The organism is Actinomadura sp. GTD37, from assembly GCF_041951365.1.
Lineage (GTDB): Bacteria > Actinomycetota > Actinomycetes > Streptosporangiales > Streptosporangiaceae > Spirillospora.
In genome coordinates this window covers 12,583-25,128 of the sequence record NZ_JBGNUS010000007.1, presented here as the reverse complement: position 1 = coordinate 25,128, position 12,546 = coordinate 12,583, and the positions used below count along the sequence as shown (strand labels likewise).

Sequence of the window (12,546 nt, the reverse complement as noted above, 5' to 3'; positions counted from 1 at the left end):
CCCGGCGGTCCGCCAGGATGGGGCCATGGATCTTGTCGACCGGTGGGTCGCGCTGGCAGGGCCGCACACCCGGCATATCGGGGTGGAGCTGGACGAGCGCTACGGCGAGCCGCACCGCCGCTACCACACCCGCGACCATCTGGCCGCCGTCCTCGACCTCGTGGACGAGCTGGCCGGCCACGCCGCCGACCCCGCCGCCGTCCGGCTCGCGGCCTGGTTCCACGACGCCGTCTACGACCCTGAGCGGGCCGACAACGAGGAGCGCAGCGCCAAGCTCGCCGACCGCATGCTGGCCGACACCGACCTCGCGCCCGCCCGCGTCCGGGAGGTCGTCCGGCTGGTGGAGCTGACCACCACGCACGCACCGGACGACGACGACCGCAACGGCCAAGTGCTGTGCGACGCCGACCTCGCCATCCTCGGCGCGGAACCCGACGCGTACGCCGCCTACGCCGCCGCCGTCCGCGAGGAGTACGCGTTCGTCCCCGACGAGTTCTTCCGCGCCGGACGGGCCGAAGTGCTCAACGGCCTACTGGCCCTCCCCAAGCTCTTCCACACCCCCGCCGCACGCGAACGCTTCGAGGAGCACGCGCGCACCAACATCCGGACAGAGCTGATGCTGCTCGGCGCGTAGCGCTGCCCGGCCGATCCTGCTCAACCCGTCTTCGTCAGCCCGAGACGCGGGGGCGGTACTCCTTGCGGCGACGCAGGCCCGCCTTGGTCAGCCGCAGCAGCAGCTCCTGGCAGCCGACCGCACGGGCCCCCTGGGACACGGCCGCCTCGTAGAGCTCGGACGGGACGTCGTAGTGGTCGCGCTCGAAGGCCCTGGGCGGCATCCCGAGTTCCGCGGCGAACGCGTGCAGCTCCTCGTACGAGACGTCGCTCACCATGTGCGACCAGACACGCCCGCGCGCGGGCCACAGCGGCGGATCGATGAGGATCAAGCTGCTTCCCCTAACACTGCGTTGACGCCGATGTAAGCTCGCGGCGGTGACGGCCCGTGGTGAGGGCCGGTGGTGAGGGCCCGTGGTGGAGGGCTCGTGGTGCGGGCTGGTGGTGGAGGCTGGTGGTGAAGGCTCGTGGAGCCGGTGCAACGGTACGACAAACACACATGCGAAGGGGCATGCGGGTGAACGACGTAGTCGCGTACATCCAGGCCGAGCGGGACCGGTTCGTCGCCGACCTCAAGGAGTGGCTGGCGATCCCGTCCATCTCCGGGGACCCGGCGCACGTCGCCGACGTGCGCGAGTCGGCCGACTGGCTCGCCGCCCACCTGCGCGGGCAGGGCTTCCCGACCGTCGAGATCTGGGAGACCGGCGGGCTGCCCGCCGTCTTCGCCGAATGGCCCGCCGAGGACCCGGACGCGCCCGCCGTCGTCGTCTACGGCCACCACGACGTCCAGCCGGTCGAGCCGCTGGAGGAGTGGGAGACCGCGCCGTTCGAGCCCGTCGAGCGGGGCGACCGGCTCATCGGCCGCGGCGCGTCCGACGACAAGGGGCAGGTCTTCTTCCACACCCTGGGCATCCGCGCGCTGCTCGCCGCGTCCGGGCGGCAGGCTCCGCCCGTGACCGTCAAGCTGCTGGTGGAGGGCGAGGAGGAGTCGGGGTCGGTGCACTTCGCCGACCTGCTCCACGCCCACCGCGACCGCCTCGCCTGCGACGCCGTCGTGATCAGCGACACCACGATGTGGGCGGCGGACGTCCCGTCCATGTGCACCGGGATGCGGGGGCTCGCCGAGGCCGAGGTCACGCTGCGCGGCCCGTCCACCGACCTGCACTCCGGGTCGTTCGGCGGCGCCGTCCCCAACCCGCTGCAGGCGATGGCCGTGCTGCTCGCCGCCCTGCACGACGCCGACGGCCGCGTCACCCTCCCCGGCTTCTACGACGACGTCGTCCCGCTGACCGGCGAGGAGCGCGAGCTGTTCGCCCGCCTCCCGTTCGACGAGGACGCGTGGCTCCGCGCCGCCGGCGAGAGCCGCGCCGCGCACGGCGAGAAGGGCTTCACGACCCTCGAGCGCGTCTGGGCGCGCCCGACCGCCGAGATCAACGGCATGTGGGGCGGGCACACCGGGCCGGGCGGCAAGACGATCGTGCCGCGCGACGCGCACGCCAAGATCTCGTTCCGGCTCGTCGCCGGCCAGGACCCCGGCAAGGTCCAGGAGTCGTTCAAGGCGTGGGTCGCCGAGCACGCCCCGCCCGGCGTGGACGCCGAGGTCCGCGCCCCGGCCGGCGGCGTCCGGCCGTGCTTCTCGCCGATCGGCTCGCCCGGCGTCGCCGCCGCGCGGCGCGCGATGGAGCGGGCGTTCGGCGCCGAGGTGCTGCTCACCCGGGAGGGCGGCAGCGGGCCCGAGGCCGACCTCGCCGACATCCTGGACGCGCCGCTGGTCTTCGTCGCGGTCGGGCTGAACGGCGACCGCATCCACGCCCCGAACGAGAAGGTCGAGATCCCGCTGCTGCTCAAGGGCGCGGAGGCAGCCGCGTACCTGTGGGAAGAACTCGCCACCGCGCTGCGCTGACACACCCGGAGAGGAGCATCTGTGACGGAAAGCCTCGAGTGGCTGGCCCTCGCGCGGGGAACGCTCGACCGGGTCGCGCTGAACCGCAAGGACGACGCCTGGCTCGACGCCGCCTGGAACGATCCGCGGACGCGCGTCCTCGTCATCCAGGACGGGCGGTCCCCGGTGACCTACGAGCCGAGCCCCGCGCTCGTCCTCGTCCCGCCGGACCAGGCGCCGGACGGCGAGCGCTGGCTCCTCGGCGCGGACGACGACGGCACCGTCTACTTCGGCGTGCCCGGCCCGCCGCCCGCCGTCGAGGGGACCGAGCAGGCCGGGCTCCGCCGCGTCGGCGCCCTCCTCGGCGACCGCGACTCCGGCCTGCTCACGCACGCCGTCGCGCTGGAGCACTGGCACGACACGAACCGGTACTGCCCGCGCTGCGGCGCCGAGACCCGGGTCGCGTCCGCCGGGCACGTGCGCGTGTGCCCGCAGGACGGCTCGCAGCACTTCCCGCGCGTCGACCCCGCCGTGATCATGCTGGTGACGGACGGCGCCGACCGCGTCCTGCTCGCCCGCGGCCCGCAGTGGCCCGCCGACCGCCGCTCGATCCTCGCCGGGTTCGTGGAGCCGGGCGAGTCGCTCGAACAGGCCGTCGCGCGGGAGGTGAAGGAGGAGGTCGGGGTGCCCGTCCGGGACGTCCGCTACCTCGGCAGCCAGCCGTGGCCGCTGCCGCAGAGCCTCATGCTGGGCTTCACCGCGCGGGCGGACGGCGACGTCCCGCTGAACCCCGACCCGGAGGAGATCCTGGACGCGGCCTGGTACAGCCGCGACGAGCTGCGCGCCGCCATCGACGCGGGCGAGATCGTCGCGCCGGGCCCGCTGTCGATCGCCGCCCAGCTCATCATGCGCTGGTACGGCGGAGAGCTCCCCAAGATGCCGCCCTTCTGACGGCGCACTGGAACGAGCGAAGGCCCGCCGACCCCGTGGGGCGGCGGGCCTTCTCCAGAGGTCAGCCGGCCTGCGCGATCTCCGCCAGGCGGCGCTTGACCTCCTTCGCGCTCGGGTTGGTCGCGGCGGTGCCGTCCGGGAAGACGATCGTCGGCACCGTTTGGTTTCCGCCGTTGACGCTCATGACGAAGTCGGCGGCGGCCGGGTCGCGCTCGATGTCGACCTCGACCATCTCGATGCCGTCCCGGGCGAGCTGGCTCTTCAGTCGGCGGCAGAACCCGCACCATGTCGTGGTGTACATGGTGAGCTGGCCGCTCGGGCCCGTGCCCTGAGCGGTCGAAGGCGTCGCCATCGGTTCGTCGTCTCCCTCGTTCGTCCGGACGATCAGTGCGTACGGAAGAACCGCGGGCGCGTCCCCGGCATTCCCGCCGCGTGCGCCGGGTCTCGTTGTCCACAGGTTGCCGCACCGGCTGATACAGGTGGGACGGGCTGCGATTATGGGGGCATGTTGGCTGAGTCGGTGCTGGCGGGGCTCGACCCCGAGCAGCGGGCGGTCGCCGAGGCGGTGAAGGGCCCGGTGTGCGTGCTCGCGGGCGCGGGGACGGGCAAGACCAGGGCCATCACGCATCGGATCGCGTACGCGACCATGACCGGAGTCGTCACGCCGCAGCGGGTGCTCGCCGTGACGTTCACCACGCGGGCGGCGGGGGAGCTGCGCAGCCGGCTGCGCCAGCTCGGCGCGCCCGGCGTGCAGGCCCGCACGTTCCACGCGGCGGCGCTGCGGCAGCTCAGCTACTTCTGGCCGCGCGTCGTCGGCGGCGAGCCGCCCAAGATCATCGACTCGAAGATCACGCTGGTCGCGGACGCGGCGCGGGCGTGCCGGCTGTCGTTCGCGCGGACGGAGCTGCGCGACCTCGCGGGCGAGATCGAGTGGGCGAAGGTCACCCAGCACCGCCCCGAGGACTACCCCGCCGCGGCCGTCGAGGCGGGCCGCCGGCCGTCCGCCGAGATCGTCGACGTCGCGCGCGTCTACGCGATGTACGAGCAGCTGAGGCGCGAGCGCAACCTGCTCGACTTCGAGGGCATGCTGGAGCTGACCGCCGCCGTCCTCACCGAGCACCGGGAGGTCGCCAACCAGGTCCGCGAGCAGTACCGGTACTTCGTGGTCGACGAGTTCCAGGACGTCAACCCGCTGCAGAAGATGCTGCTCGACACCTGGGTCGGCGACCGCGACGACCTGTGCGTCGTCGGCGACCCCAACCAGACCATCTACTCCTTCACCGGCGCGTCGCCGTCCCACCTGCTCGACTTCACCCGCGAGCATCCCGACGCGAAGGTCGTGAAGCTCGTCCGCGACTACCGGTCGACGCCGCAGGTCGTCCGGCTGGCGAACGGCGTGATCGGGCAGGCGCGGGGGGCGCGCCGCGGGCTGGAGCTGGTCGCCCAGCGGGAGAACGGGCCCGAGCCGGTCTTCAACGAGTACGACGACGAGGTCGCCGAGGCCGACGACGCCGCGCGGCAGGCCCGCAAGCTGATCGACGAGGGCGTCCCCGCGCGCGAGATCGCGATCCTGTTCCGGATCAACGCGCAGTCCGCGACGTACGAGTCGGCGCTGGCGGCGGCGGGCGTCCCGTACGTGCTGCGGGGCGCCGAGCGGTTCTTCGAGCGGCCTGAGGTCCGCGAGGCGGTGGTCCGGCTGCGCGGCGCGGCGCGGGCGGGCGGCGACGCCGAGACCGACGGGACGGGGCTGATCCAGACCGTCCGGCACGTCCTGTCCGGGGCGGGGTTCTCCGACCGGCCGCCCGAGGGCGCGGGCGCGGCCCGCGCGCGCTGGGAGTCGCTCGCCGCGCTCGCCCAGCTCTCCGAGGACATGGCCGCCGACGACCCGAAGGCCGGGCTGCCCGACTTCGTCGCCGAGCTGGAGGAGCGCGCCGCCGCGCAGCACGCGCCGCCGCTGGAGGGCGTCACGCTGGCGTCCCTGCACGCCGCCAAGGGCCTGGAGTGGGATGCGGTGTTCCTCGTCGGGCTGGCCGACGGCACGCTCCCGATCATCTACGCCAAGACGCCCGCGCAGGTCGAGGAGGAGCGCCGGCTGCTGTACGTCGGGGTGACGCGGGCGCGCGTGCACCTGGCGCTCTCGTGGGCGCTGTCGCGCTCGCCCGGCGGGTCGCAGACGCGCCGCCCGTCCCGCTTCCTGGACGGCCTGACCGGCAAGACCACCACGCACACGCCGCCCCGCGCCGACCGGGCGAAGCGCCGCGCCGCGAAGGGCCCGCAGCCGTGCCGGGTCTGCGGCCGGCCGCTGACCGCCGCCGTCGAACGCAAGCTCGGCCGCTGCGAGGACTGCCCCTCCGAACTGAACGAGGAACTCCTCATCGCCCTGAAGGACTGGCGCGCCCAGGTGTCCGCCGAGCAGAAGGTCCCCGCGTACGTCGTGTTCACGGACGCGACGCTCCAGGCGATCGCCGAGCACGGCCCCGGGTCGCTGGAGGAGCTGGCCGGCATCCCGGGCGTCGGGAAGGTCAAGCTCGACCGCTACGGCGACGCCGTCCTGACCCTGTGCGGCGGCTGACCCCGTGCTGCGGTTGATCCGGTGCTGCGGTTGATCCTGTGCTGCGGCTGACCTGGGACGGCGGCTGACCCCTGCTGCGGCCGACCTGCGGGGACCGTGCCCGCGGGGGTGAGATCCCGCTCACCCGGCCGAGCCCGCCGGGCAGGTGCCCGCGGGGTGAGATCCCGGCCACCCGGCCCGATACGGAAGACTGGCCGCCGTGAAGGAATCGCTGAAGGCCCTGCTGGACCTGCTCGACCTCGAACAGATCGAGAACGACATCTTCCGCGGCCGCAGCCCCGAGGAGCGGCGGCAGCGCGTCTTCGGCGGCCAGGTCGCCGGGCAGGCGCTCGTCGCCGCCGGGCGCACCGTCCCCGCGAACCGGCCCGTGCACTCGCTGCACGCCTACTTCATCCGGCCCGGCGACCCCCTCGTCCCGATCGTCTACACCGTCGACCGGGTGCGGGACGGCCGGTCGTTCACGACGCGCCGGGTCATGGCGATCCAGCACGGCAAGGCGATCTTCACGCTGTCGGCGTCGTTCCAGATCGTCGAGGACGGCCCGTCCCACCAGGCCGCCATGCCGGACGCGCCCGCCCCCGAGACGCTGCCGGACGGCCTGACCCGGCTGACGCCGGTGTTCGGCGAGGTCGGCGCGCGCGAGTTCGTCACCCGGCGGCCCTTCGACATCCGGCACGCGACGCCGCTGTCGTGGGAGGCGGCCAGGGACCCGTCGCTCGCCACCCCCGAGTCGAAGGTGTGGCTGAAGGTGGACGGCGACCTGCCCGACGACCCGCTGCTGCACGTCTGCCTCATGACCTACGCATCGGACATGACGCTGCTCGACACCGTCCTGCTGAACCACGGCCTGGCCTGGGGCGACAAGCGGACGATGGGCGCCAGCCTCGACCACGCGATGTGGTTCCACCGCCCGTTCCGCGCCGACGACTGGCTGCTCTACTACCAGGACACCCCGTTCGCCGGCGGCGCCCGGGGCCTCGCCCGCGGCCAGGTGTTCACCCGGGAGGGCGAGCTGGTCGTCTCCGTCATGCAGGAGGGCCTCGTCCGCGTCTCCGCCGACGAGCGCAAGAACTGACGAGGCGCCCCGCCCGCGCGGGGACCGAGGGGGGCGTGCGGTGATCAGGGTTCTGCTGGCGGAGGACGTGCGGATCCTGCGGGAGGCGCTGGCCGGGCTCCTCGACAGGGAGGACGACATCCAGGTCGTGGCGCAGGTCGCGACCGGGGACGCCATCGTCGCCGCCGCCCTGCGCGACAGGCCGGACGTCGCGGTGCTCGACATCGAGCTGCCCGGCCTGGACGGCGTCAGCGCCGCCGCGGAACTGGCCGGGCGGCTGCCCGGCTGCCGCACGCTGATCCTGACCGGGGTCGGGCGGCCCGGCACGCTGCGGCGGGCGATGGCGGCCGGGGTCGCCGGGTTCATGGTCAAGGACAGCGCGCCCGGCGAGCTGGTGGACGCCGTCCGCACCGTCGCCGCGGGCGGCCGCGTGGTCGACCCGCAGCTGGCCTTCGCCGCGCTCGACGCGCCGGACTGCCCGCTCACCGACCGCGAGTGCGAGGTCCTGCGGCTGACCGCGTCCGGCGCGGAGCCGCCGCAGATCGCCGCCCGGATCGGCCTGTCCTACGGGACCGTCCGCAACTACCTGGCGTCAGCGGTGACCAAGCTGGGCGCCCGCAACCGGGTCGACGCCATCCGCATCGCCACCGAGGCGGGCTGGATCTGACGGGCCGGCGGCCGGCACCTCGACGCGGACGGTGAACCGGCCGGCCGCGTGCTCGACGGCCAGTGCGCCGCCGGCCTCGGCCGCGCGCGAGCGCAGGTTGGCGAGCCCCGACCCGCCGCCCCCGCCGGGACGCGCCGCGCCCGCTCGGGGGGCGCCGTCGTTGGAGACGCGGAGGCGGCCGGGCGTGATGGCGATCTCGCAGCGCCGCGCCCGCGCGTGCCGGACCACGTTGGTCACCGATTCGCGCAGCACGACGGCGAACAGGGCCGCGACGTCCGCGGGCGGCTCCACGACGGTGACGCGGACGCGCACCCCGGCCGTCCCCAGCAGGTCCCGCGCACTCTCGACCTCGGCGGCGAGCCGCAGCGGGGCGGGCTCCGCGCCGATCGAGCGGACCGTGGCGAGCGCCGCGCCCACCAGCCCGGCCAGCCGCGCGCCGTCCGCCGGGCCCGCCGCGAGCTCGCCCCTGATGATGATCGCCGACAGCTGCGAGCCGAGCAGGTCGTGCACGTCCCGCGCGATCCGCAGCCGCTCGCGGAGCACCGACGTGCGGACCAGCTCGCGGCGCGCCCGGTCCAGCCGGGCCGCCGCGACGGGCAGCCGGCCCAGCGCGTACACGGTGATCATGAAGGCGGCCGAGCCGAGCAGGGTGAGCAGCGCCACCGCCGGCGGGCGCGCGCCGTACAGCAGCGGGAACGGCATCAGCAGCAGCGCGGCGGCCGCCGCCCACGACCAGGGCGGACGCACGTTCAGCAGCACCACGCCCGCGACCAGCCCGCCGTACGTCGCGGGCAGGCCGCCGTGGTCGGCCGGGACGAGCGGTCCCGCGAAGACGAACGCCGCCAGGACGAGGACGACCTGGGCGGGGAGCGCCCAGCGGCGCGGCCGGGCCTCGCCGCGCGGCAGCACGTGGTAGAGCTGCAGCGCCGCGACGAGCGGCAGCGTGACCGCCGCCACCGCGAGGCGGGCCGGGTCCACCGCGACGCCCGCGCCCCGCGCCATGGCCACGCTGGCCGCGACCGTGCCGAGCTGGTCCAGCTCCAGGACCAGGAGGACGGCGAAGGCCAGCCACGGCGCCGCGCCGACCGGGCCGCCCGTCCAGGCCCGCGCCCGCGGGATCTCCGCCGCCACGGCGGGGCCGGTGGCGAGCCGCCCGCCGAGGCCGGCGATCTCGGCGGACGAGTCCGCGAGCGGCCCGTCGAACGACGGCACGGGACCGGAGAAGGCCACCCGCAGCCGTTCGGGGCCGCCGCGGCCGGTGCGGCACTCGATCACGCAGCCGTCGGGGCCGCCGTGCCGCAGGGCCGCCACCACGGTGCGGCGCAGCACCCCTGCCAGCGCCGCGTCGGCCCGCGGCGACCGCGGCGCGGCGGCGTCCGCCTCGACGCGCACCGGCACGCCGGAGGCCGCGAGGACCGTGCGCGCCGCCTCGATCTCGGCCGCCAGCGACCGGTCCCGGTAGTCGTCGGCGACCGATCGGGCGCGGGCCAGCGCCGCCCGCGCGGCCGCCGTGATCTCGCCCGGGTCGTCCGACGCAGCGGCGGCCGACAGCCGCCGCCCCAGCTCGGCGCGCAGGCCGCGCGCGATCCGCAGCCGCTCCCCGGCGGCGCGCCGGGCGGCCAGCTCGGTGCGGGTGGCCTCCAGCGCCCGGACCAGATGCCCCAGCCGCGCCAGGGCGAGGAACTGGAGGCCGCCGGTGAGCGTCACCACCGCGGCCCACGCGGCGTACCCGGCGCCGGCGTCGGTCAGCCACACCGTCCTGATCGCGAACTCGGCGGCCACGATGGCCGCGGCGGCCGGCCAGCGCGCCCTGGCGGGCGCGGCGAGCAGCAGCACCGACGTCACGAGCAGCGGCGTCGCCGGCCGCCAGGCGTTGCCGAGGACGAGCAGCGGCGCGTACGCCAGCACCGCCTGCGCCGCGAGGTTGCCGAGCGAGCCGCTCCAGGCCAGCGCCCGCGCCTGCAGGACGCCGAGGCCGAGCGCCGCGCCCGTCCCGGCGAGCAGCGCCGCCGCCCCCGCCCGGTCGCCGGGGACCGGGCCGGCCCACAGCAGCAGGACCCGGTACGTCCAGAACAGGACGAGCCCGGCGAAGAGCGGCAGGCGGCTGTCGCGCATGGCGGCAATTATGCAGGTCGCGCGCCTGTGCACTTTGCACGTCGGCGGCCTGCGGACCGCAGCCCGGCCGGTGCGCCAGGCACTACCCGGGCGCGCCGCCGCCGAACAGACTCGGGGTACCGAAATGAGGAGGGCTCCGATGAGCTTTGAGATCACGCCGTTCCGCGTCGACGTGCCGCAGGCCGACCTGGACGACCTGCGCGACCGCCTGGCCCGCACGCGCTTCGCCGACGAGCTCCCCGAGAGCGAGGTGACCGACGGCGCCCAGAAGGGCCCGGTCCAGCCGGGCTGGGAGTACGGCGTGCCGGTCTCCTTCGTCCGCGACCTGGTGGCCCGCTGGATCGACTTCGACTGGCGCGCCCAGGAGGCACGGATCAACGAGTTCCCGCAGTTCACCACCGAGATCGACGGCGAGCTGATCCACTTCCTGCACGTCCGGTCGGCGGAGCCGGACGCGACCCCGCTGATCCTCACGCACGGCTGGCCGAACACGTTCGTGGAGTACCTGGACCTGATCGGCCCGCTCACCGACCCGGCGGCGCACGGCGGCGACCCTGCGGACGCGTTCCACGTCGTCGTCCCGTCCCTGCCCGGTTTCGGCTTCTCGTCGCGCCCCCGCACCAAGGGCTGGGGCTCGGCCCGCACCGCGGACGCCTGGGCCGAGCTGATGGCGCGCCTCGGCTACGACCGCTTCGGCGCGCACGGCAACGACGCCGGCGCGATCGTCAGCCCGTGGATCGGCCGCCGCCACGCGGACCGGGTGATCGGCGTCCACGTCAACCAGATCTTCTCGTTCCCGTCGGGCGACCCGGCCGAGCTCGCCGGCCTGACCCCGGAGGAGGGGCAGTACCTGGAGTTCCTCCAGGGGTTCGTCCAGCACGCCATCCACGACCGGTCCCAGGAGGCGCAGCCGCAGACCCTCGCGCACGCCCTGTCGGACTCCCCGGCCGGCCAGCTGGCCTGGGTCGGCCAGCTCCTGGCCGCCCTGCCCGACCCCGACACGATCCTGACCATCGCCACCATCTACTGGCTGACGAACACGTCGGCGTCCACCGCCCGCTTCTACTACGAGAACCACCACGAGCCGCAGGAGACCGAGCCCACCACGTTCCCGATCGGGCTGGCGTCGTTCGCCTACGACTTCCGCCCCCTGCGCCGCTTCGCGGAGCGCGACCACAAGAACATCGTCCACTGGCGCGAGTACGACCGCGGCGGTCACTGGGCCGCCCACGACGCCCCCGACCTGCTGCTGAACGACGTCCGCGCGTTCTTCCGCGGCCTGCGCGACCAGCCGGAGGGCTGACGTCCGGCGGGGCGCCCGCGCCGCCTCCGCCCGCCGGGGCGGTGGCGGCGGGAGCGCGCGGGGCCGTATCCTGGGATGATCGTTCCTCAGGGGACTCCCGTGAGGTCCGACGCGGGGGAGACCGGGCGGGTTTCCCGGGAAAAGGGTGAACTCACCCACAAAACCGCAGGTCAAAAATATCTTGCTTGATTCGGCGAGCTCCCCGTACGCTCGTCGCGAGCAATCAACCGGCCGTCCGGTGTGGATCTTGAATCCGCCGGCCCGGCCCGAGGAGCCAGAGAGGTGGTGTGCAGTCCGGTGAGCAACACGTCGTTGAAATCCACGTCGTCCTGGGCCGCCGCCGTCCCCGGCGCCTCGATGCCCCGTGCCTCGAAGCCCTGTGTCTCGGTGCGCGGCGGCGCGATGTCCCGCGTCTCCATGCCCGGCGCCTATCTCCAGGCGCCCGGCTGGCGACTGCGCGGACGACAGCGCGCCAATCTGCGTGATCTGCGCTTTGAGCAGCTGATCCAGGACGACCAGGGGCGCAGTGTCTTCGAACACCTTCTCGAGGACATGAGCGCTCCGGCTCCGGCCACGGCCCACGTGGGCGTCACCGTCAAGGGTGGCGTGTCGGGTCCGTACCCCTGGAGGCGACCGGTCTAGCAAGACAACCGGCAAGCCCCCAGGCCGCGGATCCAGACCGGATCCGCGGCCTTTCTCTTTGCCCAGACCCACCGACACACCCGTTGAGATCCAACGAGAGGAACAAGGGTGACTGTGATGCAGGGGGCCCTCGCTATCAGCGAAGAGGACCTCACGCTTCCGTGCCGGACCGACCCGGAGCTCTTCTTCGCCGAGGCTCCCGCCGATGTCGAGCTCGCCAAGGCCCTGTGCCTGGAGTGCCCGCTCCGCAGGGAGTGCCTCGCCGGCGCGCTCGAGCGCAAGGAGCCCTGGGGCGTCTGGGGCGGCGAGCTCTTCGTCCGCGGGGTGATCGTCCCGCGCAAGCGGCCGCGCGGCCGCCCGCGCAAGCACCCCCGCCCGGACGAAGTGGCGGTGTGAGGCAGTGATGCCCGCGACGATCGACCGAATCGACCCCGGAGGCGTGGCCCCCACGCGGGGACCGCGCCTCCGGGCCGCCGGGGAGAACGAGATGACGTTGCTCAGCCAGGACCTGTCCAGAGAACGAATACCGGCGACCGTGCCCGACGAGGTCGCCGCCCGTGTGCGCGCGCTGCGGCGCGCCCGGCGCGACGCCCGGACGAGGGCGTCCCGCGTCCGGCGCGTCCTGCTCGCGCCGACGGCGCCGGCGCCGTACCGGGACTGAGCGCCGGCCCGGTCGCGGGGGCGCCGGGCCCGTTTCGGGCCGAACAACCGAATGCCCGCCGGTGGCAGGCGCCCGCCCGTCCTTCTT

The 12,546-nt window shown here is 74.6% G+C and carries 13 protein-coding genes; 10 read left to right on the top strand and 3 right to left on the bottom strand.

What is annotated here, in order from left to right; genetic code table 11:
• The first annotated feature begins 25 nt into the window (after window positions 1-25).
• The gene (locus tag ACA511_RS30485) at window positions 26-634 is read left to right on the top strand and encodes an HD domain-containing protein (protein WP_375028112.1); all 609 of its coding nucleotides are present in this window, start codon (window positions 26-28) and stop codon (window positions 632-634) included.
• A 34-nt stretch (window positions 635-668) separates the two neighbouring features.
• Here ACA511_RS30485 and ACA511_RS30480 read toward each other — a convergent pair whose 3' ends face one another.
• Window positions 669-944: a DUF4031 domain-containing protein gene (locus tag ACA511_RS30480; RefSeq protein WP_375028111.1), complete on the bottom strand. Its 276-nt coding sequence runs from the start codon at window positions 942-944 to the stop codon at window positions 669-671.
• Window positions 945-1,129: 185 nt separating this feature from the next.
• On the opposite strand from ACA511_RS30480, the gene ACA511_RS30475 reads away from it, so the two are divergent.
• A complete protein-coding gene (locus ACA511_RS30475; protein WP_375028110.1) occupies window positions 1,130-2,515 on the top strand; it encodes a dipeptidase in 1,386 nt (461 codons plus the stop codon).
• A gap of 21 nt (window positions 2,516-2,536) precedes the next feature.
• Entirely contained in the window at window positions 2,537-3,445 is a 909-nt protein-coding gene (nudC, locus tag ACA511_RS30470) for an NAD(+) diphosphatase (protein WP_375028109.1), read from the top strand.
• A 61-nt stretch (window positions 3,446-3,506) separates the two neighbouring features.
• Here nudC and ACA511_RS30465 read toward each other — a convergent pair whose 3' ends face one another.
• Window positions 3,507-3,797, bottom strand: coding sequence for a mycoredoxin (locus ACA511_RS30465; protein WP_375028108.1), 291 nt, complete (start codon window positions 3,795-3,797; stop codon window positions 3,507-3,509).
• A 153-nt stretch (window positions 3,798-3,950) separates the two neighbouring features.
• Between ACA511_RS30465 and ACA511_RS30460 the strand changes: the two genes are divergently transcribed.
• From ACA511_RS30460 to ACA511_RS30450, 3 genes are all read left to right on the top strand, one after another.
• A complete protein-coding gene (locus ACA511_RS30460) occupies window positions 3,951-6,017 on the top strand; it encodes an ATP-dependent DNA helicase UvrD2 (protein ID WP_375028107.1) in 2,067 nt (688 codons plus the stop codon).
• A 199-nt stretch (window positions 6,018-6,216) separates the two neighbouring features.
• A complete protein-coding gene (gene tesB / locus ACA511_RS30455; RefSeq protein ID WP_375028106.1) occupies window positions 6,217-7,092 on the top strand; it encodes an acyl-CoA thioesterase II in 876 nt (291 codons plus the stop codon).
• Between the two features lie 40 nt (window positions 7,093-7,132).
• Window positions 7,133-7,738: a DNA-binding response regulator gene (locus ACA511_RS30450; RefSeq protein WP_375028105.1), complete on the top strand. Its 606-nt coding sequence runs from the start codon at window positions 7,133-7,135 to the stop codon at window positions 7,736-7,738.
• Here the strand turns inward: ACA511_RS30450 and ACA511_RS30445 are convergent.
• Window positions 7,664-9,853: a histidine kinase gene (locus ACA511_RS30445; protein ID WP_375028104.1), complete on the bottom strand. Its 2,190-nt coding sequence runs from the start codon at window positions 9,851-9,853 to the stop codon at window positions 7,664-7,666. The genes ACA511_RS30450 and ACA511_RS30445 overlap by 75 nt on opposite strands.
• A gap of 139 nt (window positions 9,854-9,992) precedes the next feature.
• Here ACA511_RS30445 and ACA511_RS30440 point away from each other — a divergent pair, with 139 nt between their 5' ends.
• The 4 genes from ACA511_RS30440 to ACA511_RS30425 all read left to right on the top strand — a co-directional run bounded on the left by ACA511_RS30440 (window position 9,993) and on the right by ACA511_RS30425 (window position 12,459).
• On the top strand, window positions 9,993-11,156 hold the full coding sequence (locus ACA511_RS30440) for an epoxide hydrolase family protein (protein WP_375028103.1): 1,164 nt from the start codon (window positions 9,993-9,995) through the stop codon (window positions 11,154-11,156).
• A 297-nt stretch (window positions 11,157-11,453) separates the two neighbouring features.
• Window positions 11,454-11,798, top strand: a complete 345-nt coding sequence (locus ACA511_RS30435) for a hypothetical protein (protein ID WP_375028102.1) — start codon at window positions 11,454-11,456, stop codon at window positions 11,796-11,798.
• A 117-nt stretch (window positions 11,799-11,915) separates the two neighbouring features.
• Window positions 11,916-12,194, top strand: a complete 279-nt coding sequence (locus tag ACA511_RS30430) for a WhiB family transcriptional regulator (RefSeq protein ID WP_375028407.1) — start codon at window positions 11,916-11,918, stop codon at window positions 12,192-12,194.
• 91 nt (window positions 12,195-12,285) lie between these two features.
• Complete coding sequence (locus ACA511_RS30425) at window positions 12,286-12,459, top strand: hypothetical protein (protein WP_375028101.1); 174 nt, start codon at window positions 12,286-12,288, stop codon at window positions 12,457-12,459.
• Window positions 12,460-12,546 lie beyond the last annotated feature (87 nt).